This is a genomic window from Microbacterium sp. OR16 (genome assembly GCF_047306725.1).
GTDB lineage: Bacteria > Actinomycetota > Actinomycetes > Actinomycetales > Microbacteriaceae > Microbacterium.
This window is the reverse complement of sequence record NZ_JAZEXK010000002.1, coordinates 357835-384549: the sequence shown is the minus strand read 5'-3', so window position 1 is coordinate 384549 and position 26715 is coordinate 357835. Positions and strand designations below refer to the sequence as shown.

Sequence of the window (26715 nt, the reverse complement as noted above, 5' to 3'; positions counted from 1 at the left end):
GCGCTACCTTTTCAGCATGACTTTCAATCCGGATGCCGACATCTCGGGCAACACCACGCGCCGCCGCGGGCGGGGCGCCGCGATCGCTGGTGGTGGCGTGGGCGTGTTCGGCCTGGTCGCGCTGGTCGTCGCCATGCTCGGCGGTCCCGATCTCACCGGGCTGGTCGGCGGAGCGCCCGGTGGCGGGAACGAGCCCGCCTCCAGCGGCGAGGCGCTCTCAGAGTGCGACACCGGTCAGGACGCGAACACCAGTGACGACTGCCGCATGGCAGGTGCCCAGGTGCTGCTCGACGACTACTGGGCGCAGCATGTCGACGGCTACCAGGCGCCAACGATGACCGTGGTCGACGGTGCGACCTCCACCCAGTGCGGCACGGCCTCGAACGCCGTCGGACCGTTCTACTGCCCGCCCGAGCAGGGCGTCTACATCGACCCGACGTTCTTCCAGCTGATGCGGGATCAGTTCGGCGCTTCTGCCGGCGAGCTCTCCCAGCTGTACATCGTGGGTCACGAATGGGGTCACCACATTCAGAACATCACCGGCACGATGGACAAGTACCCGAACAACGGCACCGGCCCCGACAGCAACGGCGTGCGCACCGAGCTGCAGGCCGACTGCTACGCCGGCGCCTGGCTGGGAGACGTGACGAAGCTGAAGGACGACAACGGCGTCACCTACCTGAAGAAGCCGACCGAGGCGCAGATCACGGATGCCCTGAACGCGGCGTTCACCGTCGGCGACGACCACATCCAAGAGCAGCAGGCCGGCCGGGTCAACCCGGAGAGCTTCACCCACGGCACCAGCGAGCAGCGCCAGGCCTGGTTCGCGAACGGCTACAAGAACGGCCTCGGCGTCTGTGACACCTTCGCCGTCTCCGGCGACCAGCTCTGACCGCCGCCCGCATCCCTGCCGATCGCCGACACCCCCACTATCGCCGAGACCCCCACCTATCGCCGAGACCCCCAGCTGCGCGCGTCCGCAGATGGGGGTCTCGGCGGCAACTGGGGGTGTCGGGGAACGAGGGGAGGCCGCGTCAGGCGCGCAGCGCCCGGAGCAGGGTGCGGATGAGCCCAGGGATGCCGCCGTGCGCGCGGAACCGGGTGAGCCCCTCGCTCACCGCGGAGCCGGTGCGGGAGGAGACGAACCACGGCGGCTTCGGCAGGATCGTCAGACGGCCCCCGCCGTTCAGCAGGGGCAGCGACCGGGGGAAGGGGCGGAACGGCCCGCGCACCACCGAGCGCTCCACGCCGTCGAGCAGCAGGGCGTTGTGCACCACGCCGATGCCGCTGCCGATGTCGTCGGGGGTGCTGCCCGGGAACGCGCCCCAGGTCAGCGTCGGGGTGATGAAGCCGAAGGCCGTCCACGAGTTGATCGCGATCGATCCATAGCGCAGCTCGGCGATCGCACGCTCGGATCCGGTGCCGAGAGACTTCTCGGTGGCCGGATCGATGATGAGGTTGGCGCCCAGAGTGCCCTGCAGTTCGTCGTTCGCGTGCGCGATCGCGGCATCGAGGAACTGCTGACCGGCGCCTGGCAGCTCCACGACGCCGAGCACCGGGGCGAAGTACTCGGTGGACTGCAGTGCCGCAGCATCCTGACCACCGTCGATCTCGACCAGCATGCGGTCGGCCAGCACCAGGGCATCCGGATAGTCCTCCGCGGCCTGCCGCATGCGCGACGCCGAGCCGGGATACCAGATCGGCCGCTCGGGAGCGGCCGCATACGCGCGCCGCAGCGCGGCGCGGAACTGCTCGGCCTGCGCCCACTCCGACGAGATGATCACGACCTGCCCGGCGATGCAGTTGTGACCGCAGTTCTGCAGGCGCATGGTGACGACGTGCTCGGCCTGGAAGGTGATGTCGGCGGCGCTCCACTCGCCGGGCACGACGATTATCGGCGAGACTCCGCCGAGCTCAGCAGTGATCGGCTTCTTCAGCAGCGGACGGTTCTCGCGCCGACGTCGTGCGGTCGCCTCCCGCTGGGCTGCTGAGCCCGTCGAAGGGCCCCACACGATGGCGTCGAAGGTCGCCGCCGACCCCGTGATGTGCACGTGCATCAGATCACGATGAGCCGTGAGGTACGCGCCGACGGCGGGGCCGCCGCGCACGATCCGCAGGAAGCCGGGGGCGATCAGCGGCGCCAGCGCGCGCTCGTACACGGGCACGAGGGCGTCTTGGGTGGGGTTCACCTTCAGCAGCACCACGCGGTTGTGCGCGAGAAGCTCGTACAGCACGTCGAGGACGGGGATCGAGGTGACGTTGCCCGCGCCCAGCACCAGGCCGACGCCGCCGGGCGCATTCGACGACCGCTGCGCCAGTCCTGCGCTCGCCCGGGCCGTGTGGGGGGTGATGCCCGGCCGCAGCCACACCTCGCCGCTGAAGCCGGAGAGCAGGAGCCGGTCGAGCCCGGTCAGCGGGAACGCGCTCACCCTCGTGCGGCCGCCGGGCGCGCGGCCGACAGCCACCCCGTCGAGCGGCGAGCGCCCGTGGTCCAGTTTCGCGAGCGTGTCGATGTACGCGTCGAGAGCGCCGAGCACCGAGTACGGCCCGCTCAGCCACTCCTCGCCGCGCAGCGGATGCCTGCGCTCGAGGCCCTTGGAGTCGGCGGCGGTGTTCGCCCACTCGTCCGCTGCGGCGGCGACGCTCGTGCGCAGCGCGCGCAGCAGGGTCGCGCGCTGGCCCACGGTGAGATGCGCCCACGTGCGCGAACCCTGCTGCAGAGCGTCGACGTCGGCATCCAGCGCGCTGCGCTGCGCCTCGTCCAGCTCGCCGTCGAAAGCCGTCTCCTGAGTCATCGTCGTCTCCTGGGGCGGTGGGGAAAGCGGAATGGCGTCAGATCAGCGAGAGCTCGCGCAGCTTCGCCTCGACGTCGGCGTTGCTCGGCTCGACGTGGTGGCTCGCGTCGGGGTAGACGACGACGGGAATGTTCATGCGGCCCGAGATCTCCTTGGCGACGTCCGCTGCCGCGGGATCCGCGACGAGGTCGACGTAGGTGTACTCGACGCCCAGCTGGTCGAGCTGCCTCTTGGTGCGGACGCAGTCTCGGCACCAGTCGGCGCCGAACATGGTGATCGTGTCGGATGCGGGAGTGCTCATGCTCCCAGCCTACGGGGACGCACCCGAGCGGGCGCCGTGTGCGCCGGCCGGGAGCGAGCCGTGAAACGATGGATGCTGCATCGCTGCGGCACCCCGCCGACGCACTTCAGAGGACACCGTGGAGGAGAACCCGTGAGCGCCGCCTCCCTTCCTCCCGTGACCGTCATCGTGCCCACGTTCAACGAGCGCGACAACGTCGCCGAACTCGTCGCCCGCGTCTCCGCCGCGCTCGCCGGGATCGCCGCCGAGATCCTGTTCATCGACGACAGCTCCGATGGCACGATCGACGAGATCGCCCGCGTCGGGGCATCCGCGGACCTCGCCGTGCGCGGCATCCACAGAGAGCGCAACACCGGCGGGCTCGGTGGTGCCGTCGCGCTGGGGCTGGCCGAGGCCGCGCACGACGTGTGCGTCGTCATGGACGGTGATCTGCAGCACCCGCCCGAGCTGCTGGGGGCCATGCTCACGCGCTACGCCGAGGGCGGCGTAGACGTCGTCGCGGCCTCCCGCTACATCGGCGGGGGTGATTCCGCAGGCCTCGGCACCGCCGTGCGCTACGCGGTGTCGAAGGCGGCGACCGTCGTCACGAAGGCGATGTTCCTGCGGCGGCTCTGGCACAGCACCGATCCGATGACCGGATTCTTCCTCATCGACCGCTCGCACATCGACCTCGACGAGCTGCGACCGCAGGGCTTCAAGATCCTGCTCGAGATCCTCGTGCGCGGCGGCGAGCGGCGCGAGCTGCGCATCGCCGAGGTGCCCCTGGAGTTCGGCGCACGCCGGCACGGCGACTCGAAGGCGAGCCTGCGACAGGGCGCGACCTTCCTCGCGCACCTCGCTCGCCTGCGGTTCGGCAAGATGGGGCGCTTCGCCCTGATCGGCGGCCTCGGGGCGCTTGTGAACATCGGCATCATGTGGGCCCTCACCCACCTGGGCGTCGACTACGTGCTCGCCGCGATCGCGGGAGCGGCGGTCACCATCATCGGCAACTTCGTGCTGCAGGAGCTGTTCGTGTTCCGCGACGAGCGACAGGATGCCCGACAGCTGTGGGTGCGTTTCGCCGCGTCGGTGTCGTTCAACGCCGTCGAGGCGGCGCTGCGCATCCCGGTCATGGCGCTGATGGTCGAGACCTGGCACATCTCCAGCGTGATCGCCACGGCGATATCCCTGGTGGTCGCCTTCTTCGCGCGGTTCCTGTTCCACGCCCTGGTCGTCTACGCGCCGCGGCGGCGGGCGGATGCCACCGACGAGCCGGCGGCAGACACCGCGACGCTGCGGGTCATGCGTGCCATCGACGCCGAGGCGATGCGACCGGGAGAGCTCTGAGAATCAGGCGTTCTCGGCGGTCGCCGCGTCGTCGGCGGGCGCGGCATCCTGCTGCTCTTCGTGACCGATGCTGCGGGCCTCGAGGTACGAGCACAGCTCCGCCGCGACCGCGAGCTCGCTGGCGAGCGCATGCAGCTGATGGCTGGTGAGCACGGTGTTCTCGTCGTTGGGCTCGAGCGTGATGCGCCACTGGGCCTCGCCGATCTGGATCGGCTGCATGAAGATGCTGACCGATGAGTTCTTCACCGGCACGATCACGAGACCCGTGTCGGAGCCGTCGGAGCCGTCCTGGATGATCACTCGGATGAGATCCCCGGCCTCGCGCGCGGAGCGGAACTCCGAGAGCCAGATCTCCAACGTCTCCTTGCTGCGAAAACTCACCGATGTCCTCCGTCACTGCTTCGTGCGGTCAGTTCGACCGCCTGGGTCCCCTTGCCCTCTTCTATCATTGCTCATGCGGGCTGTGCAGGCGCTCGCTGAAGGAGTGAGCGTGACGACGGATACACAGACGGCCGGCTACTGGTACGAGGAGCGCAGCGAGCGAGATCGCGCCCGAGAAGTGCTCGAGGCTCTCCGCACGTACCGCGCGGCCGAGCGGGCCATGCGGCGCCGGACCCGCGATGAGATGTCGATGGGTGAGAACGAGCTGCTGGCGTTGCGCTACCTGTTCCGCCAGCCGGGTCACGCCGCTGCGCCGGCGGCCCTCGTCGCGTACCTCGGCATCTCGCCGGCGGCGACGTCGGTGTTGATCGACCGCCTGGAGCGCTCCGGGCACGTCCAGCGCGACCTCGACGCCTCCGGGCATCCGACCGCCGTCCGCGCCACCGAGCATGCCGACGTGGATGTACGGCACACTCTGAGCCGCATGCACGAACTGATGTACTCCGTGGCGTCGGGGATGGATGCCCAGGCGCAGGCGAACGTCGCGGACTTCCTCCGCGCGATGGCCGACGCGGTCGACGGCCTCGAGCCCTCGGACGCGGCCGAGCAGCAGCAGGGCTGAGCCCGATCCCGAATCGCGTCAGTGTTGTCAACCCCATTCTTCGGGGGGCTCCCGCTTGGGATTCTGGGCATCAGGCAGGCCGGTCGGCCGCCCTATCGAAGGGAGCAAGAGATGACCATCGGCACCGGAGTCGTTCTGTTCGTCATCGGGGCGATCCTCGCTTTCGCACTCAACATCGACGTCGGCTGGGCCGACCTCACGATGATCGGCTACATCCTGATGGGTGCAGGTGTCGTCGCGTTCATCGTCGGTCTGCTGCTCATGGCGCGCCGTCGTCGCACCGACGTGGTCACCCGCACCGACGCCGCTCCCGGCGCGTACGAGACGCGTCGCTCCACGCGCGCGGCGGGAGACGAAGAGGTCTTCTGACCGGAGGAACGTTCGCGCCCGGGTCCCGAGTGAGGCCCGGGCGCGAACTCTGTCTGCGGGCGGTCGACCGGGCGGCGGACCGCGCGGTCAGGGGACGATGACGAGCTTGCCGCGGGTGTGGCCGCTCTGGCTGGCGGCGAACGCGTCGGCCACTCCGTCGAGCGGGAACGTCTCGGCGATCTCCACTCTCAAGAGCCCCTCGTCTGCGAGAGCCCCGAGACGAGCGGTCTGCGTGCCGTCGGGGCGCACCCAGATGTACCTGCCGCCGCGCTGGGTGACCGAGGGATCAGCCGTCGAGACGTGCACACCGTCATCGCTGAGCACGTCGAGGGTCACCTCGAGCTGACCGCCGACGAAGTCCGCGACCGCATCGACGAGCCCGCCGCTGAGCTCGCGCACGCGTCCGGCCAGTCCCTCGCCGTAGCTGGTCGGCTCGCCGCCCAGCGATCGGATGTAGTCATGATTGCGCTCGGACCCCGTCGCGATGACCCTCGCGCCGCGGGCCGCGGCGATCTGCACCGCGAAGCCGCCCACACCGCCCGCGGCCCCGTGGATCAGCACGGTGCGGCCGGCCAGATCGCCGAGCGCGTCGATCGACCGCAGCGCTGTGCCGCCGGCCAGAGGCAGGGCGCCGGCCTCCTCCCAGGAGAGGGATGCCGGCTTGCGAGCCACCGCGGAGATCGGAACGGCGACCCGCTTGGCGAACGTGCCGGCGCTCACCGTGTCCTTTCGGGCGTAGGCCATGACCTCGTCGCCGACTGCGAACTCCGGCGTGTCCAGGCCGATCGCCACGACGACGCCGGCGACGTCCCATCCCGGGGTCACCGGGAACTGCGTGGGCATGAGAGCGTCGAGCCCGCCCGCCATGACCTTCCAGTCGACGGGGTTCACGCCCGCGGCGCGCACCTCGACCAGCACCGACGCCGGCGGGAGTTTCGGCTCCGGCACCTCTCGCACCTCGAGGGCATCGAGGTCCTGGGAATACCGGTCGTACACGACAGCGCGCATGGTGCCTCCTCGGAGCGGGTGCGAATAGCATCCACTCTTCCACGTGCCGCGGCGGCCGGGGGCGGATCCGGCTCACCCGGCCCGCACATCTTCTCTCGGCGCTTACAGTCCCTGCCCGGCGTCCCACAGTCGTTCGGTGCGGCCGGCGAGCAGGGCATCGAGCGAGATCGCCTGGGCATCGGTGAGCGAGGCGACGTAGTCGATGATGCCGCGACCCCGGCCCAGCGTCTCGACATCGGCGTGGTCGGCAGGGTCACCCAGGCGACGGTGGTCGTCGGTGGCGAGGTCGACGAGGTCGATCAGGCGGCGCGGCGCACGGCGCGCATCGCGCGGATCATCGAGCCAGGCGGTGAATCCGTCGACCAGACGCTCGAGCACGCTCGCCTGCCCACGCTGGTAGACGGCGAGATCGGGCCGCTCGAGGATGAATCGCTCGTGCAGGAACTTGAGCACGGCGACCTCGTGCCACGCCTGCCGGTTGAGGCTGACGTGCCCGGAGCGGATGTCGGGATCCCGATGCACCTCGATCGAGGACTGCAGCCGGCCGATCCACGCGGTGGTGAACCGGGCGAGTGCGCGCTCGCTGGCGAGGGACCCGTCGAAGGGCTCGGCGACCAGGCCGTCGATCACCTCGGACGACACCTTCGCGACGGCTTCGCTGAACGCGTCGGGGTCGGCGATCCAGCTGTCTTTCGACTGCATCCGACGCCACAGCAGCTCGAGTGAATGACCCGGCGTGCGAGTGTCGGCGGCGAGCGTGGCGTGATCGGCGGCACGCAGCTGCGCGAGGTCTCGGCGCCATGAGCGGAACTCGGCCGACAGGGTCGCCGGGTTCAGCAGCCCGGCGCGGTAGAAGTCGTCGAGGTCGTGCAGCGAGTATGCGATGTCGTCGGAGATGTCCATGATCGAGCACTCGACGGTCTGCTGGCCCGCGGCGATGGAGGGGTACGCGGAGAGCGCCTGACGGGCATCCGGTTCGTCGATCGCGTAGAAGCTGAACTTGCTGCCGCCGCCGCGTCGTGTGCCGCCCGCGCTGCGGCGCCACGGGTACTTCAGCACCGCCGCGCGCACGGCCGCGGTGAGGTTCAGCCCGACACCCGGGCGGTCGTGCTCGTCGAGACGGGTGAGGATGCGGTACGTCTGCGCGTTGCCCTCGAATCCCTCGGCGAGCCCGAACCGGGTTCGGGCGAGGCGGTCGAGCGTCTGCTCGCCGAGGTGGCCGAAGGGCGGATGCCCGAGATCGTGCGCCGCGGCGGCCGCCTGCACGACGACCGGGTGCGCCCCACCGAGCTCGGTGACGATGCGGTTCGCCTCGTCTGTGCGGGTGGAGAGGTGGGTCGCGATCGCCCGCGCGACGGCTGCGACCTTGATCGAGTGCGTGAGCCTGTTGTGCACCGCGAGGCCGGCGCCGGCCTGCGAGATGACCTGCGTCACCGCCGACAGGCGCGAGTAGTACGGCGAGAAGCGGATGCGCTCGACGTCGACCCGGAACTGCGGATGCCCTTCCGCCCGCTGGAATTCGTCGAGCGTCTCGGGCAGTCGTCGCGTCTGGCGGGGATCATCCGGCTGCTGAGGCATGACTGTCAGTGTGCCATGCGCGCATCCCGGGTCGAGGTTCACAGACGCGCGGCGATGCGGTGCAGCGCGTCGTGCGGCACGAGTCCCGCGGTCACCGTGGCGATCTGCAGCAGCGACATGCCCATCGCCTCCTCGGGCAGGGGCCAGTCGACGATCGGACCGAGCTCGTCGCGCAGCACGGCGCGGGCGTGCTCGTCGGCGAGCAGCTCGCGCACCGAGCGCATCGCCACCGCCGAGTCGGCGAGCGCCGACAGATCGGCTCCGCCGGCCGTTCGGGCCGCGAGATCGGCGTGTACGCCGGGTGAGACCGGGGTCAGTCCAGTCGCGCGGAGATCTCGTCGATCATCTGCGCGACCCGGTGGCGGGCCTCGACCAGCCGACGGACGTCGGTCTCGAGGCTCGTCAGCCGTGCTCGCGTCGCGTCGTGCCTGCCGGCGATCTGCAGATTCGCGCGGATGCTCATCGCCGACCCCGACAGCCCGGCGCTGAGCGCTTCCATCGCGACGGCGAGATCGACCGCGATGTGCGGGTTGCCGGCCTCGGCGAGCACGCTCGCATCAGAGGTGAGCAGGATGCCGATCGCGCCGAGCCGCGCCACTGATTCGGCTGCGTCGACGGCGGCCGCGCTGACCTGCTCATCGCGCTGCGGGTCATCGGACGGCAGCGCGAGTGCGGCGCCGAACCGCACCGACAGCACGCCGTCCGCCTCGACGGCCTGCAGCACGTCCGCGCGATTGCGCTCGAGTCGCGCCGCGCAGGCCGACGCGGCGGCGCTGTCGGGCGTGTACGCCGCGACCATGCCCATCAGGGCGGCGGCGACGCCGAGCAGCACGCCCGTCGCCGCCCCGCCGCCAGGGGAGCCGCCCGGCTGACTGAGGGCGTCGAGCCAGGCATCCATCGGACGGGATGTCGGAACGTGTGCGGAATCGGGATCGGCCATGCGCGCCAGGGTATCGGGCATTTCGAGCGTCGATCTCGACGCGCGAGAGGAATATCCGCCCGCGTGACGGGTTGTGTCCGATATGACGACTCTCGGAATCATCGGTGCAGGACACATCGGCAGCCAGATCGCTCGAGCGGCGATCGGCGCAGGCTACGACGTCGTGATCGCGAACTCGCGCGGGCCGGAGACCCTCGCGGATCTCGTCGCCGAGCTCGGCGACCGCGCTCGTGCGGCGACCGCCGAGGAGGCCGGTGCAGCCGGCGACGTCGTGGTCGTGACCGTGCCGCTGCATGCGCTGCAGCAGATCCCCGTCGAGCCGCTCGCCGGGAAGATCGTGCTCGACACCAACAACTACTACTTCGAGCGAGACGGCCACATCGACGCTCTCGACAGGGGACTGACCACGACCTCCGAGATGCTGCAGGAGCACCTGCCGACGTCTCGCGTCGCCAAGGCGTTCAACCACATCCAGGCCGAGCAGATCACCGCGGGCGGTATGCCCGCCGGCACCCCGAATCGTCGAGCGCTGGCGACGGCGAGTGACCATGCGGATGCCGCGGAGTTCGTCACCCACCTGTACGACCAGCTGGGATTCGACACGGTCAACATCGGCCCGCTGAGCGAGTCGTGGCGCGTCGAGCGAGACCGCCCGGCATACGTCGTGCGGCAGAACGCCGAGGAGCTGACTCAGAACCTGGCGATCGCCAATCGGCTGCCCTGATGACCGCGAAGACGATCGTGCTGACAGGCGCCAGCGATGGCATCGGCGCCGCAGCGTCACGCAAGCTGGTCGCCGACGGGCATACGGTCGTCCTCGTCGGCCGCTCGCCGCAGAAGACCGCAGCGCTTGCGGGGGAGCTCGGCGCGGAGCACTTCACCGCGGACTTCGCGGATCTGTCTCAGGTGCGCGCGCTGGCGGGTGAGCTGAAGCGCGCGCACCCGCACATCGACGTCCTCGTCAACAACGCCGGTGGCATCTTCGGCGACAGGACCAGAACCGTCGACGGCTTCGAGAAGACGCTGCAGGTGAACCATCTCGCGCCGTTTCTGCTCACCAATCTCCTTCTCGACACCCTGATCGAGAGCAGAGCGTCGGTTGTCAACACATCCAGCGCGGCCGCGCGCCTGTTCGGATCGATCGACATCGACGACCTGAACAACGAGCGGGGCTACTCGCCGAACAAGGCGTACGGCGACGCGAAGCTCAGCAACATCCTCTTCACCAAGGAGCTTCAGCGTCGTTTCGGCCGACGCGGGCTGTCGGCTGTCGCCTTCCACCCCGGCGTCGTGCGCACGAGCTTCGCCTCCGATACCACGAGCGTCATGCGGTTCCTGTATCAGACGCCTCTGGCGCGCCTGCTGGGTCTTCTCAGCCCGGAACAGGGCGCCCGACCGCTGGTATGGCTGGCAGAAGGTGAGCCGGGCACGGACTGGATGCCGGGGGAGTACTACGAGAAGCAGAAGGTCGCCGCGACCAGCCCGCAGGCACTCGACGAGCAGCTCGCCGCCGAACTGTGGCGTCGCAGCGCGGAGTACGTCGGATTGCCGGACGACGGGGCGTGACGCTGAGCCGCATCGCCGAGAAGATGGGGCTCAGCAAGGCCACCGACGCCGGCACGACCTCGCAGAGGCTCGACCGAGAGCGCGGCATCATCGATCGCGGACGTCTGTACTCATTCCGCCATCGCGCGCTGGAGGCCTTCTTGACCACCAGCTGGCCGGGTGACTGAGCGTGTCAGCGGCGGTTCGCTGCTGAGGAGCGCACGTGCCCACAGGGCCTCGTGGCCGGCACAAAAAGAACCCCCGCAAGTAGAAGCCTTGCGAGGGTTCGGCAGCGGTGTAATCTCCGCTACGTGGCTCCGACCGGCATCGATCCGGTGCCCTTTCGAGCAAGAGTTCCGCTCTATCAAGAGTCTTTGCGGACTCGCGGGCGCTTCGAACAGCCCTGGTCAGGTCTGCTTTCGGTTGCCAGCGAGTGCGGAGAACTGTTGGCGATTCTGCGGGGTGGATGCGGAGTTCTCGACATTCAGCGCGCCGGCTTGTCTTCTCCGACCGGCGAAGCGCATCAATCCCGAGTGCATCCGCACCCACGACGGCCCCTGCCGCCCGGCCGTCCTCAGGGACTCCGCCCATCGGAACAGAATAGTGAACGCGAAGCTCCTCGATTGCGGACTATCCCCGGACCGCATCACGAAGGTCGCAACTCCCGTCTCTGCCGCCGCGAGCGCGCCGGCACCGGCCTACGAATAACAGCGATGAGCCCAGCAGGGGCTTTCGTCATCGGCCCGGGGGACCATCGGGGGCAGCGGTCACTCGCTGTGGTGAACTGATCAGTATGGGCAGGGATCAGCAGTTCGTCATTCCGGCTGGGGTTCTCCGTGCGTTCGAGACCGGTGACGACGCGACCCGCGAATGGGCACGCGCGTTGTCGTCGGTCGCCGGCGATCTTCTCCGCGAGTGGGAGCTTCGACCGGACGGGGTGATTCGATCGGGGCAGGCAGGAGTCCTCGTGCCTGCGCGTCGCACCGACGGCACGCAGGCGGCGCTGAAGTTGCAAGTACCGCGCGCCGAAACGACGGCTGCGATCCTCGGCCTCGCCCGATGGGACGGCCGTGGAATAGTACGCCTCCTCGACAGCGACCCCGACCGCGGCGGAATGCTGCTCGAGCGCCTCCACGGTGATCGCACACTCGAAGCGGTCGAAGACGACGACAGCGCCGTTCATGTGATCGGCTCACTCCTGGCGCGCCTGCACAGCACGCCTGCTCCCGACGGGCTTCCCCGTATCGAGGTGATCCTCGCAGGGATGCTGGACGACGCGCCTGTAGCGATTCGCTCTCTCGGGGGCGAGGATCGGTCTCGCCTTCATCGATGGATGCGCACCGTCGCGGAGCTCGAAGCCGAGCCCGGCAACCACTTGCTGCATTGGGATCTGCACTATGGCAATGTCCTCGCAGCCGACCGGGAACCCTGGTTGGCTATCGATCCCGAGCCTCTCGTCGGCGATCCTGGATTCGATCTCTGGCCTGCCCTGGACAGCGGGTGGAGCACCGATGACACTGTCACTGACGAGCACCGCGTCGTTCGACGGCGCTTCGACATCCTCACGGAGATGCTCGGCCTCGACCGTCGCCGTGCAGCCGCGTGGACGGTCGCTCGCCTGCTGCAGAACACACTGTGGGACATCGAGGACGGGCATAGCGCCATCAGCGCGTCCGCGAAAACCGTGGACGACGCTCTCGCCTCCTTCGATGCGTGACTGGCATCTGTCCGGTGACGTCGGCGTCGGTCTGGGCGGCGGCGCTGACACTGGCGCTGGCGCTGGCGCTGGCGAGAACTCTCCGTCCAGTCGACCGAGTGATCAACTGCTTGTCAGGCCAGAGCCGACGGTAGGACTCATCAAGGCTGACATGAGTCGCCTTCTCGCTTGGGTCATGACAGCGGGGACTTCGGATAGAACTGTCACTCTGCACAGCCAAGCGCGCCGCGGAACTCTGTGGGCAACCGGAGGGAATGCGGCTATCGGAGGCATGGTGCATCATGACCTCATGAGCACACCGAACAGCGTCATTGCCCCGGCAGCGCTTGGCCGCGAGTTCGGTCACGCTCGTGTGGGTACCCACAGAACGGACTTCCATGGGACCCCTCGTCACTGCACTTGATCACCTCCAGCTCCCCACCAAGAACTTGGACGATGCCATCGCCTGGTACTCGGACATCCTCGGCTTCCGCGTGCTCACGAACTACGGCGGCTACGCCATGCTGCGCCTCGATCCGGCGCTCGACCTCATGCTCTGGGAAGCCACCGAGTACACACCGATGGGGGTTAGCGTCGACGGCGATGAGGTCGCCCGCATATCGTGTCGGTCTTGCCTCTGCGACCTCGGGGCGGGTCTCACGAATCAACGACAGCAGCGATTGGACGCTTTCAAGCGCCTTCTCGGCAGAGTCCTCGATGGTCGAGAGGGACACCTGCCGCGCCGCCTCGTCTGGCTGCCGCGGCAGTGCGCGGGCGTGGAACAGCACGAGCGTGAGGTCGTGCGCAATTGCACCGCAGCCCTTGACCCCTGGCTCGAGCACTACAACACTGGACGACGCCACTCAGCCCTCGGAGGCAAACCCCCGATCAGCCGACTGCCACCAACGTCCTGACCCGGTACATCTAGAGGGTCGCGCCGAGGCGATACCAGCTGAAGTGCTGCGGTGAGCATCAGAGCGTCCGCGGACTGCTACCCGCGTCCGATGGTCGTACTCAGGCCGCGCCTATCGCATCGTGGTCGGACTTGGGCGCGCGAAGGATGCCGCCGTGCCAACCCGATCGCAGGGGACGCGAGCATGAGGCGATCGGGTGCTCGCCGAGGTCGCCGTCGGCGGAGCTGTGACGCAGCCTCGACTGAGCGAAAGTGCGATTTCCAAAGTGCGGGGTTAACGCGGAGTGTGGGACTGAAGACTCTGGGGATACGCGGAGGATCTCCACGATTCCATTGGAAGAGCGATGAGTGCGCTCCGTCAGGACCGCCAGATCTCCCCGATCAGAAGTCAAAAAAGGACCCCCGCAAGTAGAAGCCTTGCGAGGGTTCGGCAGCGGTGTAATCTCCGCTACGTGGCTCCGACCGGCATCGATCCGGTGACCTTTCGATTTTCAGTCGAACGCTCTACCAACTGAGCTACAGAGCCGTGCGGCACATCATGATCTGCCGCACCCTAGACGAAGAGCCTCCTCGAAAGAAGGCTCAACGCTCGGAGCGACCCTGACGGGACTTGAACCCGCGACCTCCGCCGTGACAGGGCGGCACGCTAACCAACTGCGCTACAGGGCCATAACTTTTCAATTGTATCGGAAGAGTGACCCCAACGGGATTCGAACCCGTGCTACCGCCGTGAAAGGGCGGCGTCCTAGGCCGCTAAACGATGGGGCCGAAGAGATTCCCTGGGGGTTTCCCTTGCCGACGCTCAAGCATAAGGGCTGGCGGCGGCAAAAACGAAATCGAGGGCGAGTCGGCTTACATCCCGGGCGTTTCGGGAGGACGATGGGATGACGAGAAGTACACCTCGCGTCTCCCCGCACGCCCGCGGAGAGGCCGGCCTCTGGTGTGACTGTGACGAATGTTGTTACTGTTGCAGCTGTGAATCCGGCGAAAGGAGCCGAGTGAACGAGGACATTACTGCGGATGCCCGATCCGCAGGGGCCGACTGCGGCTGCGCCCCGACGGCCGCGGAACGCGAGGCCCTCTGGTCGCGCTCGAAGCTCACCCGCCGTGGTGCGCTCACCGCCGGAGCCCTGAGTGTCATCGCTCTCTCGGCCTTCGGTGTGTCGGCTGCCACGCAGACGGCCCAGGCCGCCGGCTACCCGAGCTGGGACGACGTGCAGCGTGCCAAGGCGAACGAGGCGGCGAAGGCGTCGGAGATCACGCGCATCGAGGCGCTGATCAAGCAGCTCACCGATGAGGCCGCAGCGGCCGAGGCCGCCGCCCGCACCGCCGGCGAGGAGTTCTACGCCGCGCAGCAGGCGTACTTCGACCAGGCCGCCAAGGCCGACGACCTGCAGGCGCAGGCCGACGAGCAGGCGAAGATCGCCGCCGACAGTGCCCGCAAGGCCGGCCAGGTCGCCAATCAGCTCTATCGCAGCGGCGGCGATGAGGCGGCGCTCGAGCTCTTCCTCTCCGAGTCCTCCAACGGCGCCGACGACCTTCTGGCTCGCCTCGGCAGCATGGACAAGCTCGTCGAGTACAACCGCACGGTGGCCGAGCGCGCGGCCTCCGCTCGCGATACCGCGCAGTCGCTCAGCAATCAGGCATCCACCGCTCGCGACGAGCGCGACCGGCTGCAGAAGATCGCCGAAGAGAAGATGCAGGCTGCGCAGCGCGCCGCCGACGCGGCTCAGGCTGCGCTCGAGGAGCGCCAGGCCAACCTCGTGACGCTGCAGGCGCAGCTCGCCGCTCTCAAGGACAACACCACCGCGACGGTCGCCGGCTATCAGGAGGGCGAGCGCATCCGGAAGGAAGAGGAGGCGCGTCGCCGAGCCGAGGAGGCCGAGCGTGCGCGTCGGGCCGCGGAGGAAGCCGCCAAGAACAACCAGAGCGGCGGTGGCGGAAGCGGCGGTGGCGGTGGCGGCGGAGGCGGCGGTGGCGGTGGCGGCGGAACGGGATCCGGCGCGTGGCGTCGCCCGCACGGCGGTCACATCTCCTCGCACTTCGGTCCGCGCCCTCCGGTGTGCACCGGCGGCGTCTGCCGCTCGACCAACCACGGCGGCACCGATTTCGCCAACGGCTGCGGCGCGCCGATCTACGCCGCCGCGAGCGGTCGCGTCGACGCGGCGTTCTACAACGGCGGCTTCGGCAACTGGGTGCGCATCCAGCACGGCAACGGCATCGCCACCAGCTACGCCCACATGTCGGGCTACGCCGTCTCGCACGGCCAGCAGGTCAGCGCCGGTCAGGTCGTCGGATATGCCGGCAACACCGGCGCCTCCCAGGGGTGCCACCTGCACTTCGAGGTGTACATCAACGGCGGCCGAACCAACCCCTACAACTTCCTGGCGGCTCGCGGCGCGATCTGAGCCGCAGCGCAGCTGAGAACGACAGAACCCCCGGCCGCGCGGCCGGGGGTTCTCGCTTCGACAGGCTCAGCGACCCATGGGAAGGTCACCGACCCATGGGAAGGTCACCGACTCATGGGAAGGTCGCCGACCTGGGTAAGGGTCAGTGACTGTCGTTCGCGAAGCGCTCGATGGCCTCGTCGAGGATGCGCTGCGCCTCCGCGGCGTCGCCCCACGCGTCGACCTTGACCCACTTGTTGGGCTCGAGGTCCTTGTAGTGCTCGAAGAAGTGCGCGATCTCCTTCTTCGTGTACTCGGGCAGGTCGTCGATGTCCTGGATGTGCGCCCAGCGCGGGTCCTTCGACAGCACGGCCACGAGCTTGTCGTCGCCGCCGGCCTCGTCGCTCATCTTGAGCACGGCGACCGGTCGCACGTTCACGACGACGCCGGGGAAGATCGCGTGGTCGAGCAGCACCAGCACGTCGAGCGGGTCGCCGTCCTCGCCGAGCGTGTTGTCGAAGTAGCCGTAGTCGGCCGGATAGCCGAACGTGGTGTACAGGACGCGGTCGAGGTGGACACGACCGGTCTCGTGGTCGACCTCGTACTTCACGCGGCTGCCGCGCGGGATCTCGATGACGGCGTCGTGTGCGCCCATGTGCTGTTCTCCTTGGAATGACGGTCGGATGCCGGGCACCAGCCTACTGGGCGACGTTCCGGGGAGAGCTGACGGCTACCGTGGAGTCGTGCCCTCGCTCGATCCCGCCATCGCCGAAGTCCGACGCGCCGTGCGCGCCGCCCTCGGAGCGCTGCCCGACGGTGCCACGGTCATCGTCGCCCTCTCCGGCGGCGCCGATTCGCTCGCGCTGACCGCCGCCACCGTCTTCGAGGCGCGCGCCCGTCACATCACCGTGCTGAGCCTGACCGTCGACCACCAGCTGCAGGAGGGGTCGGACATGGCTGCCGCATCCGCAGCCGTCGCCGCCGAGAGCATCGGCGTGCACGACGCGCTGCAGACGAAGGTCTCGGTCATCAGCGGCGGCGAGGGCATCGAGGCCGCCGCGCGTGAAGCCCGCTATGCGGCGATCGGCAGCATCGCCCGCGCGGAGGGCGCCGCCGCCGTGCTGCTCGGTCACACCCTCGACGACCAGGCCGAGACCGTGCTGCTCGGCCTCGCACGCGGCTCGGGGGCGGCGAGCCTGCAGGGCATGGCGCCGGTGCGCACGAGCGACGACGGGATGCCGTGGATGCGCCCGCTGCTCGGCGTGCGCCGCGAGATCACGCGCCGGGCGTGCACGGCATCCGGGATCGAGGTCTGGGACGACCCGCACAATCTCGACAGCCGCTACGCCCGCGTCCGCACCCGCCAGCGCGTGCTGCCGGTGCTGGAGGCCGAGCTCGGCCCCGGCATCGCCGAGGCGCTCGCGCGTACGGCCGAGCAGCTGCGCGAGGATGCCGAGGCGTTCGAGGAGATGATCCACGAGACCATCGAAGACATCGTCGAGCACGCCGAGGCGGGCATCGCCGTGAGCGTCGCGGCGCTCGCCGCGAATCCCGCGGCGCTGCGCAACCGAATCATCCGCCTCGTCGTCGACAGCGAGTTCGGCGTCAGCCTGACCCGCACGCAGACGCTCGAGGTGGCGCGTCTGGTCACCGACTGGTCGGGTCAGGGGCCGATCGATCTGCCCGCGTGCACCGCGCGACGGGCAGGCGGGCAGATCGTCTTCAGCGCGCGGTAGCCGCTACTTCCGGCCGCCGAGCAGTCCGCCGAGGATGTCGCCCAGGCCACCGAGCCCGCCGCCGGATGATCCGCCGCTCGCGCCACCCGAGCTGTGGCCACCGCCGAGCAGACCGCCCAGGATGTCGCCCAGGCCACCCCCGCCCGAGCCGCCCTTGGTCTTGTTCGCGATGATGCCCATGATGATCGGCGCGAGGATCGGCAGCAGCTTGCCGAAGTCGATGCCGCCCGCCGTCTTCTCGCTCTTGTTGAGCTTCTCGGTGACCTCGCCCTTGCGCTCGCCGAAGACGTGCTTCACGATCTTCTCGCCGTCGGCCTGATCGACGTCGTCGACCGTGGACGCGCCGGAGAAGCCGCCGTGCCGGTTCAGTGCCTTCTCGATCGCCGCAGACCCCTCCCCGCTCTCGGCGTTCTTGGCCAGTCCGCCCAGCAGAGTCGCGCCGCCCTCCTTCACCGCCTGCCGCGCGATTTCGGGGCTGACGCCGAAGCGCTTCGCGATGTCATCCACCGGCACCTGGTTGAGAATCTCGTCGACGTTCATGTCTTCCCTCCCTGCAGGACGGATGCCCCGCTTCACCGCTCACAGTAGTGGGGACGCATAAGCGGATCGACCTAAGATCGATCCATGCGCGCTGCCGACATCCAGGACGACCTCAGCCAGATCCTCGTCACCGAGGAGGAGATCCTCGCGAAGCTCGATGAGCTCGCAGCCCGGGTCGCCGAGGATTACGCGGGCAAGGACCTCATCCTCGTCGGCGTACTCAAGGGCGCCGTGATGGTGATGGCCGACTTCTCGCGCGCGCTGCCGATCGACGCCCCGATGGACTGGATGGCGGTGTCGAGCTACGGCGCGAGCACGAAGTCGAGCGGCGTGGTGCAGATTCGCAAGGACCTCGACACGGACCTGCACGGCAAGCACGTGCTCATCGTCGAGGACATCATCGACTCGGGCCTGACGCTCAGCTGGCTGCTCGAGAACTTCGAGTCGCGGGGTGCGGAGTCGATCGAGGTGCTCGCTCTGCTGCGCAAGCCCGAGGCGGCGAAGGTGCAGATCGACTGCCGCTACGTCGGGTTCGACATCCCGAACGAGTTCGTCGTCGGCTACGGGCTGGACTACGCCGAGAGCTACCGCAACCTGCGCGACGTCGCCGTGCTGGCGCCGCACGTCTACAGCTGAGCCTGCAGCCGGGCGGGACCCTTCGACAGGCTCAGGGACCCAGAGGCTCGGGGCGGGTACGCCCGTGGTGAACGTTCAGCGGACCCCTGAGCGCCGAGCGGTACGCTGAACGCATCATGGACGTCAAGAAGGTCTCCCGCAATCCGCTGATCTACGTCGCGTTGATCGGCGCGCTGCTCTTCGCCGGTTTCCTGCTGATCTCGAACCTCGCGGCCCCCACGCAGGTGACCGTGCAGCAGGGGCTCCAGCTGCTCAAGGGCGACACGGTGACGAAGGTGGTCAACACCGACGGCGACCAGCGGGTCGACCTGACGCTCTCGAAGGAGTTCGAGGGCGCCAAGAACGTGCAGTTCTACTACGTCGAGGCGCGCGCCGATCAGGTCGTCGAGGCCATCGACGCCGCCGAGATCAAGGCGAAGGACGTCACCGACGTCGTGCCCCGTGCGACCTGGTTCGACGGTTTCATCTCCCTCCTGCTGCCGCTCGTGCTGCTGGGCCTGCTGTTCTGGTGGCTGCTCTCGTCGATGCAGGGCGGCGGCAGCAAGGTCATGCAGTTCGGCAAGTCCAAGGCCAAGCTCGTCAACAAGGAGACCCCGACCGTCACCTTCGCCGACGTCGCCGGAGCGGAAGAGGCCATCGAGGAGCTGCACGAGATCAAGGAGTTCCTGCAGGATCCGGCCAAGTTCCAGGCCATCGGCGCGCGCATCCCGAAGGGCGTGCTGCTGTACGGCCCTCCCGGAACCGGCAAGACGCTGCTCGCTCGCGCCGTGGCGGGCGAGGCCGGCGCGCCGTTCTACTCGATCTCCGGTTCGGACTTCGTCGAGATGTTCGTCGGCGTCGGCGCATCCCGCGTGCGCGATCTGTTCACCCAGGCCAAGGAGAACGCTCCGGCCATCATCTTCATCGACGAGATCGACGCCGTCGGCCGTCACCGCGGTGCCGGCATGGGCGGCGGCAACGACGAGCGCGAGCAGACGCTGAACCAGATGCTCGTCGAGATGGACGGCTTCGACCCGAACGCGAACGTCATCGTCATCGCGGCGACGAACCGCCCCGACATCCTCGACCCCGCGCTGCTGCGCCCCGGCCGCTTCGACCGGCAGATCGGCGTCGACGCGCCTGACATGAAAGGCCGCCAGCAGATCCTCGAGGTGCACTCCAAGGGCAAGCCTCTCGCGCAGTCGGTCGACCTCGAGGTCGTCGCGCGCAAGACCCCTGGCTTCACGGGTGCCGACCTCGCCAACGTCCTCAACGAGGCTGCTCTGCTGACGGCGCGCTCGAACGCGCAGCTGATCGACAACCGCGCGCTCGATGAGGCCATCGACCGCGTCATCGCCGGCCCGCAGCGCCGCACCCGTGTCATGAAGGACAAGGAGAAGCTCATCACCGCCTACCACGAGGGCGGCCACGCCCTTGCCGCGGCGGCGATGAACTACACCGACCCCGTCACGAAGATCACGATCCTGCCGCGCGGCAAGGCGCTCGGGTACACGATGGTCATGCCGCTCGACGACAAGTACTCCGTCACCCGCAATGAGCTGCAGGATCAGCTGACCTACGCGATGGGCGGTCGCGTCGCTGAAGAGCTCGTCTTCCACGACCCCACCACCGGCGCCTCGAACGACATCGAGAAGGCCACCAGCATCGCGCGCAAGATGGTCATCGAATACGGCATGACCACGCAGCTCGGCCCGGTCAAGCTCGGCTCCGAAGGCGGCGAGCCGTTCGCCGGTCGTGACATGGGGCGCGGACGCGAGTACTCCGAGACGGTCGCCGAGCGCGTCGACGCCGAGGTGCGCGCGCTGATCGAGCAGGCCCACAACGAGGCCTACAAGGTGATCAGCGAGAACCGCGACATCCTCGACCGTCTCGCGCTGGCCCTGCTCGAGGAGGAGACCCTCGACCACAACCAGATCGCCGAGATCTTCACCGAGGTGCGAAAGCTCCCCGAGCGCCCGCAGTGGCTCTCGAGCGAGGAGCGCCCGGTGTCGACGCTGCCTCCCATCGCGGTGCCCCGTCGCGTGGAGGAGGGCGTCGCCGCGCAGACTGCGCAGCAGACCGGCCAGGCACGCCCGTCGACCTCACCCGCGACCGGTGGGCAGGCCCGACCGGCGACGGCGTGACGTGAGCGTCGACAGGGCGCGCGTCGAGCGGCTGACCCGCGAACTGCTCGAGGCGATCGGAGAGGACCCGGATCGGCCAGGGCTCACGCACACGCCGAGCCGTATGGCAGAGCTGTACGCCGAGTTCTTCGCCGGTGTCGGAGAGGATCCGGCGTCGCACCTCGCACGCACCATCAGCGTCGCTCGAGGACCGGCGCCGGACACCCTGCCCTCCGGGGCGGTGCTGCTGCGCGACATCCGCTTCCGCTCGGTGTGCGAGCACCACCTGCTGCCCTTCGCCGGCGTCGCGCACATCGCGTACCTGCCGGGCGAGCAGGTGGTGGGCCTGGGCACGCTGGTGAAGGTCGTCGAGACGCTCGCCACCCGCCCGCAGGTGCAGGAGCGGCTCGGCGAGCAGGTGGCGGATGCCATCGCCGAGAACCTCGACACCCGTGGCGTGCTCGTGGTGCTCGACGCCTCGCACGGCTGCGTCACCATGCGCGGCGGCCGGCAGCCGATCGCCACCACCGTGACCATCGCCGCCCGCGGCGCCTACACCGAGCCCGCTGCCCGCGCCGAGCTGATCGCCCTGATCGGCGGCCCTTCGGCAGGCTCAGGGGCCCAGGGCGTGGGGGCGCAGTTCTCATGACGGGCATCTGGGGCATCCTGAACATCACTCCCGACTCGTTCAGCGACGGAGGCCGCTACCTCGAGCTCGACATCGCCGTCGCCCGTGCGCGCACGATGCGCGCCCAGGGCGCGAGCATCGTCGACGTCGGCGGCGAGTCCACCCGGCCGGGCGCCGAGCGCATCGGCAGCGCCGAGGAGCAGCGCCGAGTGCTTCCGGTGATCGAGGCGCTCGCCGCCGAGGGCATCCCGACGTCGATCGACACCCTCAACGCCGACACCGCGGCGGCCGCCGTTCGCGCGGGAGCGCGCATCGTGAACGACGTGTCGGGCGGACTCGCGGATGACCGGATGCTCGCGACGGTCGCCGAACTCGATGCCGACATCGCCATCGGCCACTGGCGCGGACCGTCGAGCGACATGTACGCCCGAGCGCAGTACGTGCGGATCGCCCGGGAGGTGGCGTCCGAGCTGCGCGAGCGCGTCACGGCGGCGGCCGTCGCCGGCATCGCACCGTCACGAGTCATCCTCGACCCGGGCATCGGCTTCGCGAAGTCGGGCGAGCAGAACTGGGAGGTGCTGCGGGGGGTCGATGAGATCAGCGGGCTCGGGCATCGCGTGCTCGTCGGCACGTCGCGCAAGCGCTTCCTCGCCGAGACGCTCGAGGGGGATCCCGACCGGTCGCGTCGCGATCTCGCCACGGCCGTGACGAGCGCGCTCGCCGCCCGAGCGGGCGCGTGGGCGGTGCGGGTGCACGACGTGGCCGCCACCCGCGATGCCCTTGCCGTCGCGAGCGCATGGGATGGTGTCTGACATGAGCGCAGTCGACGAGATCACCCTCACCGGGCTGACGGTTTTCGGGTACCACGGCGTCTTCGACTTCGAGCGGCGTCAGGGCCAGGAGTTCACGATCGACCTGACGTTGCAGCTGTCGCTCGCGGCGGCCGCCCGGTCGGATGACGTCACCGACACCGTGCACTACGGCGAACTGGCCGACACGGTCGCCGCGATCGTCGCCGGCGAGCCGGTGAATCTCATCGAGACCCTGGCGGAGCGGATCGCGGATGCCGCTCTCGACGACGTGCGCGTGCAGAACGTGACGGTCACCGTGCACAAGCCGCACGCGCCGATCGAGCAGACCTTCGCCGACGTCTCGGTCACCGTCCGGCGGGGGAGGCAGTGATGGACCGTCGCCTCACCCACCTGCCGGATCTGCCCGACCCGCGGCCCGGCCGCGAGCCTCAAGTGGCCGTGATCGCACTCGGATCGAACGAGGGTGACCGCGGCGAGATGCTGCGCGCCGCGGCCGAGCGGCTGCGCCGCCTACCCCTGGTCGACGATCTCGTGATGTCCGAGCCCATCGAGACGGTGGCGCTGAAGCCCGACGGCCCGGACCCCGACGCGCCGCCCTACCTCAACGCGGTCGCGCTGATGACGACCCGCCTCGCACCGCAGGTTCTGCTGGGCATGCTGCACGCGGTTGAGGAGGAGCAGGGCCGGGTGCGTGTGGAGCGCTGGGGCGACCGCACGCTCGACCTCGACCTCATCGCCTACGGCGACGTGGCAAGCGACGTGCCGCACCTGCAGGTGCCGCACCCACGTGCGGCCGAGCGGCTCTTCGTGCTCGAGCCCTGGCTCAGCATCGACCCCGACGCGGTGCTCCCCGGAGCGGGCCGCGTCGACGAGCTGGTGCGCCGACTGCGCGACGCGGGCGAGCGATGAGACGCACCTCCCCAGCGGTGCTGTTCGTGCTCGCGCTGCTCGCGACAGGCGCGGGCTTCGCCTTCGATCACCTGCTGACCGTCACCGGACGGGCGACGTTCACGCCGTCCGGCCTCCTGCCCGTGCTGCTCGTGCTCATCGCCGTGGCCGTGCTGCTGCTGGCCCTGCCGGTGCGGCGCAGCACGCGCGGCGGGCGGCGGATCGACCCGTTCCGTGCGTTGCGCGCCGCCACGCTCGCGCGCGCATCCAGCCTGCTCGGCGCGATCATGGTGGGTTTCGGCGCGGGTCTGCGGCTCTTCCTCTCCACCCGGCCGGTGCCTGCGCCGGTAGGGTCGGTGGTGGCGATGATCGCCCTCATCATCTGCGCAGCGCTGCTGGTCGGGGTGGCTCTCATCGCGGAACAGTTCTGCACACTGCCGAAGGATCCTGATGAGCGACAGCCAGACGAACCCGCCTCGTGAACCGAGCCTGATACCCGCTGCTCCGGCCGCGGCCGATGTGCTCGATGAGGGGACGTACACGGGCATCCGCATCCCGCGCGGCGCGGGCGCCCTCGCTCTCGACGGGCAGTGGCACCAGATCTCGCCGCGCTACGTGACGTCGCAGTTCGTGCAGAACGCGATCATCATCGTGCTCGTCGCGATCGCCGCAGCCGTCGCCGCCATCGTGCTCGAGATGACCTGGGTCTGGATCCCCGCCGGCGCTCTCATCGCCATCGACGTGATCACGCTGGCCATCCTGCCCCGCCAGGCCAGGGCGCTGGGGTACATGCTGCGCGCCGACGACATCGTCTTCCGTCGCGGCATCCTGTGGCAGCGGATGGTGGCGGTGCCGTACGGGCGAATGCAGCTCGTCGACATCACCCAGGGTCCGCTCGACCGCGTCTTCGGGCTCTCCCAGCTGAAGATGGTGACGGCTGCCGCCGCCACCGGCGTGCAGATCCCCGGGCTCACGCAGGCCGCCGCCGAGGCGCTGCGCGACACTCTCATCGAGGTGGCCGAGACCCGACGGACCGGTCTGTGAGCACCCCCGAGCACTCCACCCCGGCCCCCGCCACTCTGCCGCAGGGCGGCTCGTCGTCGCTGGCCGACGGCGAGTGGCACCGGATGCACCCGCTCACCCCTCTGTTCAAGGGGGGCTTCGCGCTGATCGTCGTCGCGGGCATCATCATCACCAACATGCGCGACAAGGTGATCAACTGGGTCGTGCGGCTCTTCGCGCCCGATTCGGGCTTCTCCGCGAGCGGCGGCGACCCGGTGGACTGGGTTCTCGAGAACGATCTCGTGCTGCTCGTGCTGCTGGGCGTGCTGGGGCTGGTCGTGCTGCTCATCGCCGTCTTCTGGTTCCTGTGGCGCTTCCAGCAGTTCCGCATCACGGGCGAGCACGTCGAGGTGCGCAAGGGGCTGCTGTTCCGGTCGCACCGGCGCGCCCCGCTCGACCGTGTGCAGGGCGTCAACCTCACCCGTCCGTTCCCCGCGCGACTGATCGGGCTGGCAAAGCTCGAGGTCGTCGGCGCGGGCAACGACGCCAACGTGCCGCTCGAGTACCTGTCGACCGGGACCGCCGAGGCCGTCCGCGCCGACATCCTGCGGCTGGCGGCCGGTGCCCGCAACGCACGCCTCGCAGCATCCGGAGCGGCTCCCGCCCAGACCACCCGCGAAGCGTTCATCGGGTCGATGAACGCGGGAGTCTCGGGACTGATCGAGGGCGTCGACCTCGCCGACGTCGCACCCGAGAGCGTCGTTAAGATTCCCGCCGGGCGGCTGATCGGATCGCAGCTCGTCTCGGCGGTGCTGTGGGTGCTCTTCTTCGGCGCCATCTACGTCGTCTCGATCATCGCCATGTACCTGGGCATGACGGCCGACGGCGAGAATCCCGCCGACATCGCGCTCGCGATCGTCGCGCTCAGCCTTGGCATGGGCATCCCGCTGATCATCGCGGTGGTCGGCATCACCTGGGCCCAGATCTCGAAATCGCTGCGCTACTCGATCGCGTCGACGCCCGACGGCGTGCGCATCACCTTCGGTCTCCTCACGACCATCACCGAGACCCTGCCACCGGGCCGGATCTTCGCCGTCGAGGTGTCGCAGTCGCTGCTGTGGCGCCCGTTCGGCTGGTGGACGGTGAAGATCAACCGCATGACCGGCAAGAGCGCCGCGCAGCAGACCTCGGGAAACACGCAGCAGTTCAACACCGTGCTGCCCGTGGGGCGCCGGGCCGACGTGGAGCGGGTGCTCGCCCTGGTGCTGCCCGGCAGCACTCCCACCGAGATCGGCGCCATGTGGGAGGACGGCGTCGTCGGCCCCGCCGCAGACGACCCGTACCGGACGATACCGCCGCGGGCCGCGTGGCGCCGACCCCTGTCGTGGAGGCGGCACGGCTACCGCCTCACCGAGCACGCGGTGCTGGTGCGCCGCGGCTTCCTCTGGCGGCGCCTCGCCGTGTTCCCCCTCGCCCGGCTGCAGAGCGTGTCGATCTCGCAGGGCCCGATCGACCGGCTGCAGCGGGTCTCGCACGGGCAGATCCACTCGATCGCGGGTCCGGTCACCGGCACCATGTCCGGCCTCGAACGCGACGACGCGATCGTGCTGCTCGACGGCGTCAGCAGGGCGGCCGCACTCGCCGCTTCGAGCGACCGCACCCACCGCTGGGCCGAGCACGCGTCGGACCCCGTGCAACCCGACACGGTGCACCCCGACCCCGTGCGCTCCGACACCGTGCACCCAGACCCCGTGCGTTCCGACCCCGTGCAGCCGCCCCGATGGACGCAGCGATGACGCGTGAGGGACGCCTCGGGATCGGCATCATCGGCGCGGGCCGGGTCGGGCCGATCGTCGGCGCCGCGCTGGCCGGCGCAGGGCACGCGATCACCGGCATCACCTCGGGCTCCGACGACGACCGCGCAGCCGCCGTCCTGCCGGGCGTTCCCGTGCTGGACGCGCAGGAGGTGACCCGGCGCAGCGAGCTCGTCATCGTCGCCGTCCCGCACGACGAGCTGCCGCGGCTCATCAGCGGCCTGGCAGAGCTCGGCGCCTGGCAGATGGGCCAGCTCGTGCTGCACACCGACCCCGCCTACGGCACCGAGGTGCTGCGCCCGGCGGCCGAGCGGGGGGCGATACCGCTCGCCGTGCATCCGGCCATCTCCTTCACCGGAACCACCATCGACCTGCGCCAGCTGCAGGCGGCGTTCGCTGCGGTCACCGCACCGGCGGCCGTGCTGCCGATCGCACAGGCGCTCGCGGTCGAGATGGGCTGCGAACCGGTCGTCATCGCCGAGCAGGATCGCCCGGCGTACGCCGAGGCGATCGCCACCGCATCCGAGTTCTCCCGCTCGATCGTGCAGCAGGCCACCGGCCTGCTGCGAGGCGTCGGAATCGACAACCCCGGCGGCTACCTCTCCGCCCTGGTCGGGTCGACCGTCGAGCAGGCGCTGCGCGCCGCATCCGACCCGCTCACCCCGCCCGCCGAGCAGTGACCCGCGGGGCGGAGCA

29 protein-coding genes, 3 tRNA genes and 2 pseudogenes are annotated in these 26715 nt (G+C 69.4%); 22 read left to right on the top strand and 12 right to left on the bottom strand.

Features of this window, described 5'->3' with window-relative positions:
• The first annotated feature begins 16 nt into the window (after positions 1-16).
• Positions 17-892 carry a neutral zinc metallopeptidase gene (locus V2S05_RS12425; RefSeq protein ID WP_413635676.1) on the top strand — a complete coding sequence of 292 codons (876 nt, stop codon included), beginning with the start codon at positions 17-19 and terminating at the stop codon, positions 890-892.
• 142 nt (positions 893-1034) lie between these two features.
• Here the strand turns inward: V2S05_RS12425 and V2S05_RS12420 are convergent, their stop codons facing one another.
• Both V2S05_RS12420 and V2S05_RS12415 read right to left on the bottom strand, forming a co-directional pair.
• Positions 1035-2795 carry an aldehyde dehydrogenase family protein gene (locus V2S05_RS12420; RefSeq protein WP_413635674.1) on the bottom strand — a complete coding sequence of 587 codons (1761 nt, stop codon included), beginning with the start codon at positions 2793-2795 and terminating at the stop codon, positions 1035-1037.
• 37 nt (positions 2796-2832) lie between these two features.
• On the bottom strand, positions 2833-3096 hold the full coding sequence (locus V2S05_RS12415; protein WP_413635672.1) for a glutaredoxin domain-containing protein: 264 nt from the start codon (positions 3094-3096) through the stop codon (positions 2833-2835).
• A 132-nt stretch (positions 3097-3228) separates the two neighbouring features.
• Here V2S05_RS12415 and V2S05_RS12410 point away from each other — a divergent pair, with 132 nt between their 5' ends.
• Positions 3229-4422: a glycosyltransferase gene (locus V2S05_RS12410; RefSeq protein WP_413635671.1), complete on the top strand. Its 1194-nt coding sequence runs from the start codon at positions 3229-3231 to the stop codon at positions 4420-4422.
• Between the two features lie 3 nt (positions 4423-4425).
• Here V2S05_RS12410 and V2S05_RS12405 read toward each other — a convergent pair whose 3' ends face one another.
• Positions 4426-4803, bottom strand: a complete 378-nt coding sequence (locus V2S05_RS12405) for a hypothetical protein (protein ID WP_413635670.1) — start codon at positions 4801-4803, stop codon at positions 4426-4428.
• A 109-nt stretch (positions 4804-4912) separates the two neighbouring features.
• On the opposite strand from V2S05_RS12405, the gene V2S05_RS12400 reads away from it, so the two are divergent.
• Both V2S05_RS12400 and V2S05_RS12395 read left to right on the top strand, forming a co-directional pair.
• Positions 4913-5425, top strand: a complete 513-nt coding sequence (locus V2S05_RS12400; protein ID WP_413635669.1) for a MarR family transcriptional regulator — start codon at positions 4913-4915, stop codon at positions 5423-5425.
• Between the two features lie 111 nt (positions 5426-5536).
• Positions 5537-5794 carry a DUF6458 family protein gene (locus tag V2S05_RS12395; protein ID WP_363505551.1) on the top strand — a complete coding sequence of 86 codons (258 nt, stop codon included), beginning with the start codon at positions 5537-5539 and terminating at the stop codon, positions 5792-5794.
• 87 nt (positions 5795-5881) lie between these two features.
• Here the strand turns inward: V2S05_RS12395 and V2S05_RS12390 are convergent, their stop codons facing one another.
• The 4 genes from V2S05_RS12390 to V2S05_RS12375 all read right to left on the bottom strand — a co-directional run bounded on the left by V2S05_RS12390 (position 5882) and on the right by V2S05_RS12375 (position 9320).
• Positions 5882-6802 (bottom strand): NADP-dependent oxidoreductase, encoded by a 921-nt coding sequence (locus tag V2S05_RS12390; RefSeq protein ID WP_413635668.1) that lies wholly within the window; start codon positions 6800-6802, stop codon positions 5882-5884.
• Between the two features lie 102 nt (positions 6803-6904).
• Complete coding sequence (locus V2S05_RS12385; RefSeq protein WP_413635667.1) at positions 6905-8380, bottom strand: deoxyguanosinetriphosphate triphosphohydrolase family protein; 1476 nt, start codon at positions 8378-8380, stop codon at positions 6905-6907.
• Between the two features lie 38 nt (positions 8381-8418).
• The gene (locus V2S05_RS12380; RefSeq protein WP_413635666.1) at positions 8419-8604 is read right to left on the bottom strand and encodes a hypothetical protein; all 186 of its coding nucleotides are present in this window, start codon (positions 8602-8604) and stop codon (positions 8419-8421) included.
• Between the two features lie 89 nt (positions 8605-8693).
• The gene (locus V2S05_RS12375) at positions 8694-9320 is read right to left on the bottom strand and encodes a cyclodeaminase/cyclohydrolase family protein (RefSeq protein ID WP_413635665.1); all 627 of its coding nucleotides are present in this window, start codon (positions 9318-9320) and stop codon (positions 8694-8696) included.
• An 82-nt stretch (positions 9321-9402) separates the two neighbouring features.
• Between V2S05_RS12375 and V2S05_RS12370 the strand changes: the two genes are divergently transcribed.
• From V2S05_RS12370 to V2S05_RS12345, 6 genes and pseudogenes are all read left to right on the top strand, one after another.
• Positions 9403-10044 carry an NADPH-dependent F420 reductase gene (locus V2S05_RS12370; protein WP_413635663.1) on the top strand — a complete coding sequence of 214 codons (642 nt, stop codon included), beginning with the start codon at positions 9403-9405 and terminating at the stop codon, positions 10042-10044.
• Positions 10044-10886 (top strand): SDR family NAD(P)-dependent oxidoreductase, encoded by an 843-nt coding sequence (locus tag V2S05_RS12365; RefSeq protein ID WP_413635661.1) that lies wholly within the window; start codon positions 10044-10046, stop codon positions 10884-10886. Before V2S05_RS12370 ends, V2S05_RS12365 begins: the two co-directional genes overlap by 1 nt.
• On the top strand, positions 10883-11053 hold the full coding sequence (locus V2S05_RS12360; RefSeq protein ID WP_413635660.1) for a hypothetical protein: 171 nt from the start codon (positions 10883-10885) through the stop codon (positions 11051-11053). The genes V2S05_RS12365 and V2S05_RS12360 overlap by 4 nt, the downstream gene beginning before the upstream one ends.
• 605 nt (positions 11054-11658) lie before the next feature.
• Complete coding sequence (locus V2S05_RS12355) at positions 11659-12582, top strand: aminoglycoside phosphotransferase family protein (protein WP_413635658.1); 924 nt, start codon at positions 11659-11661, stop codon at positions 12580-12582.
• A gap of 377 nt (positions 12583-12959) precedes the next feature.
• Positions 12960-13061: pseudogene (locus V2S05_RS12350) on the top strand (VOC family protein); the annotation flags it as partial.
• Between the two features lie 315 nt (positions 13062-13376).
• Positions 13377-13475, top strand: a pseudogene (locus V2S05_RS12345) (integrase core domain-containing protein); the annotation flags it as partial.
• A 452-nt stretch (positions 13476-13927) separates the two neighbouring features.
• Here the strand turns inward: V2S05_RS12345 and V2S05_RS12340 are convergent.
• The 3 genes from V2S05_RS12340 to V2S05_RS12330 form a co-directional block, all read right to left on the bottom strand.
• Positions 13928-14000, bottom strand: a tRNA-Phe gene (locus V2S05_RS12340).
• Positions 14001-14069: 69 nt separating this feature from the next.
• Positions 14070-14143: transfer RNA gene (locus V2S05_RS12335), tRNA-Asp, on the bottom strand.
• A 26-nt stretch (positions 14144-14169) separates the two neighbouring features.
• Positions 14170-14242: transfer RNA gene (locus tag V2S05_RS12330), tRNA-Glu, on the bottom strand.
• Between the two features lie 230 nt (positions 14243-14472).
• Between V2S05_RS12330 and V2S05_RS12325 the strand changes: the two genes are divergently transcribed.
• Positions 14473-15882, top strand: coding sequence for a peptidoglycan DD-metalloendopeptidase family protein (locus V2S05_RS12325; RefSeq protein WP_413635656.1), 1410 nt, complete (start codon positions 14473-14475; stop codon positions 15880-15882).
• A gap of 142 nt (positions 15883-16024) precedes the next feature.
• Here the strand turns inward: V2S05_RS12325 and ppa are convergent, their stop codons facing one another.
• On the bottom strand, positions 16025-16516 hold the full coding sequence (gene ppa / locus V2S05_RS12320; RefSeq protein ID WP_413635655.1) for an inorganic diphosphatase: 492 nt from the start codon (positions 16514-16516) through the stop codon (positions 16025-16027).
• An 88-nt stretch (positions 16517-16604) separates the two neighbouring features.
• On the opposite strand from ppa, the gene tilS reads away from it, so the two are divergent.
• Entirely contained in the window at positions 16605-17597 is a 993-nt protein-coding gene (gene tilS / locus V2S05_RS12315) for a tRNA lysidine(34) synthetase TilS (RefSeq protein WP_413635653.1), read from the top strand.
• Positions 17598-17600: 3 nt separating this feature from the next.
• Here the strand turns inward: tilS and V2S05_RS12310 are convergent, their stop codons facing one another.
• Entirely contained in the window at positions 17601-18137 is a 537-nt protein-coding gene (locus V2S05_RS12310; RefSeq protein WP_413635651.1) for a DUF937 domain-containing protein, read from the bottom strand.
• An 84-nt stretch (positions 18138-18221) separates the two neighbouring features.
• On the opposite strand from V2S05_RS12310, the gene hpt reads away from it, so the two are divergent.
• The 10 genes from hpt (at position 18222) to V2S05_RS12260 (ending at position 26699) form a co-directional block, all read left to right on the top strand.
• On the top strand, positions 18222-18773 hold the full coding sequence (hpt, locus tag V2S05_RS12305; RefSeq protein ID WP_413635649.1) for a hypoxanthine phosphoribosyltransferase: 552 nt from the start codon (positions 18222-18224) through the stop codon (positions 18771-18773).
• Between the two features lie 116 nt (positions 18774-18889).
• Positions 18890-20896 carry an ATP-dependent zinc metalloprotease FtsH gene (ftsH, locus tag V2S05_RS12300; RefSeq protein WP_413635647.1) on the top strand — a complete coding sequence of 669 codons (2007 nt, stop codon included), beginning with the start codon at positions 18890-18892 and terminating at the stop codon, positions 20894-20896.
• A 1-nt stretch (position 20897) separates the two neighbouring features.
• On the top strand, positions 20898-21524 hold the full coding sequence (gene folE, locus V2S05_RS12295; protein ID WP_413635645.1) for a GTP cyclohydrolase I: 627 nt from the start codon (positions 20898-20900) through the stop codon (positions 21522-21524).
• Positions 21521-22315, top strand: a complete 795-nt coding sequence (gene folP / locus V2S05_RS12290; protein ID WP_413635644.1) for a dihydropteroate synthase — start codon at positions 21521-21523, stop codon at positions 22313-22315. Before folE ends, folP begins: the two co-directional genes overlap by 4 nt.
• A gap of 1 nt (position 22316) precedes the next feature.
• The gene (gene folB / locus V2S05_RS12285) at positions 22317-22685 is read left to right on the top strand and encodes a dihydroneopterin aldolase (RefSeq protein WP_413635643.1); all 369 of its coding nucleotides are present in this window, start codon (positions 22317-22319) and stop codon (positions 22683-22685) included.
• A complete protein-coding gene (folK, locus tag V2S05_RS12280) occupies positions 22685-23224 on the top strand; it encodes a 2-amino-4-hydroxy-6-hydroxymethyldihydropteridine diphosphokinase (protein ID WP_413635642.1) in 540 nt (179 codons plus the stop codon). Before folB ends, folK begins: the two co-directional genes overlap by 1 nt.
• On the top strand, positions 23221-23685 hold the full coding sequence (locus V2S05_RS12275; protein WP_413635641.1) for a DUF3180 domain-containing protein: 465 nt from the start codon (positions 23221-23223) through the stop codon (positions 23683-23685). Before folK ends, V2S05_RS12275 begins: the two co-directional genes overlap by 4 nt.
• Positions 23654-24247, top strand: a complete 594-nt coding sequence (locus V2S05_RS12270) for a PH domain-containing protein (protein ID WP_413635639.1) — start codon at positions 23654-23656, stop codon at positions 24245-24247. The genes V2S05_RS12275 and V2S05_RS12270 overlap by 32 nt, the downstream gene beginning before the upstream one ends.
• Entirely contained in the window at positions 24244-26001 is a 1758-nt protein-coding gene (locus V2S05_RS12265) for a PH domain-containing protein (protein ID WP_413635637.1), read from the top strand. The genes V2S05_RS12270 and V2S05_RS12265 overlap by 4 nt, the downstream gene beginning before the upstream one ends.
• Entirely contained in the window at positions 25998-26699 is a 702-nt protein-coding gene (locus tag V2S05_RS12260) for a DUF2520 domain-containing protein (RefSeq protein WP_413635636.1), read from the top strand. The genes V2S05_RS12265 and V2S05_RS12260 overlap by 4 nt, the downstream gene beginning before the upstream one ends.
• Positions 26700-26715: the final 16 nt, after the last annotated feature.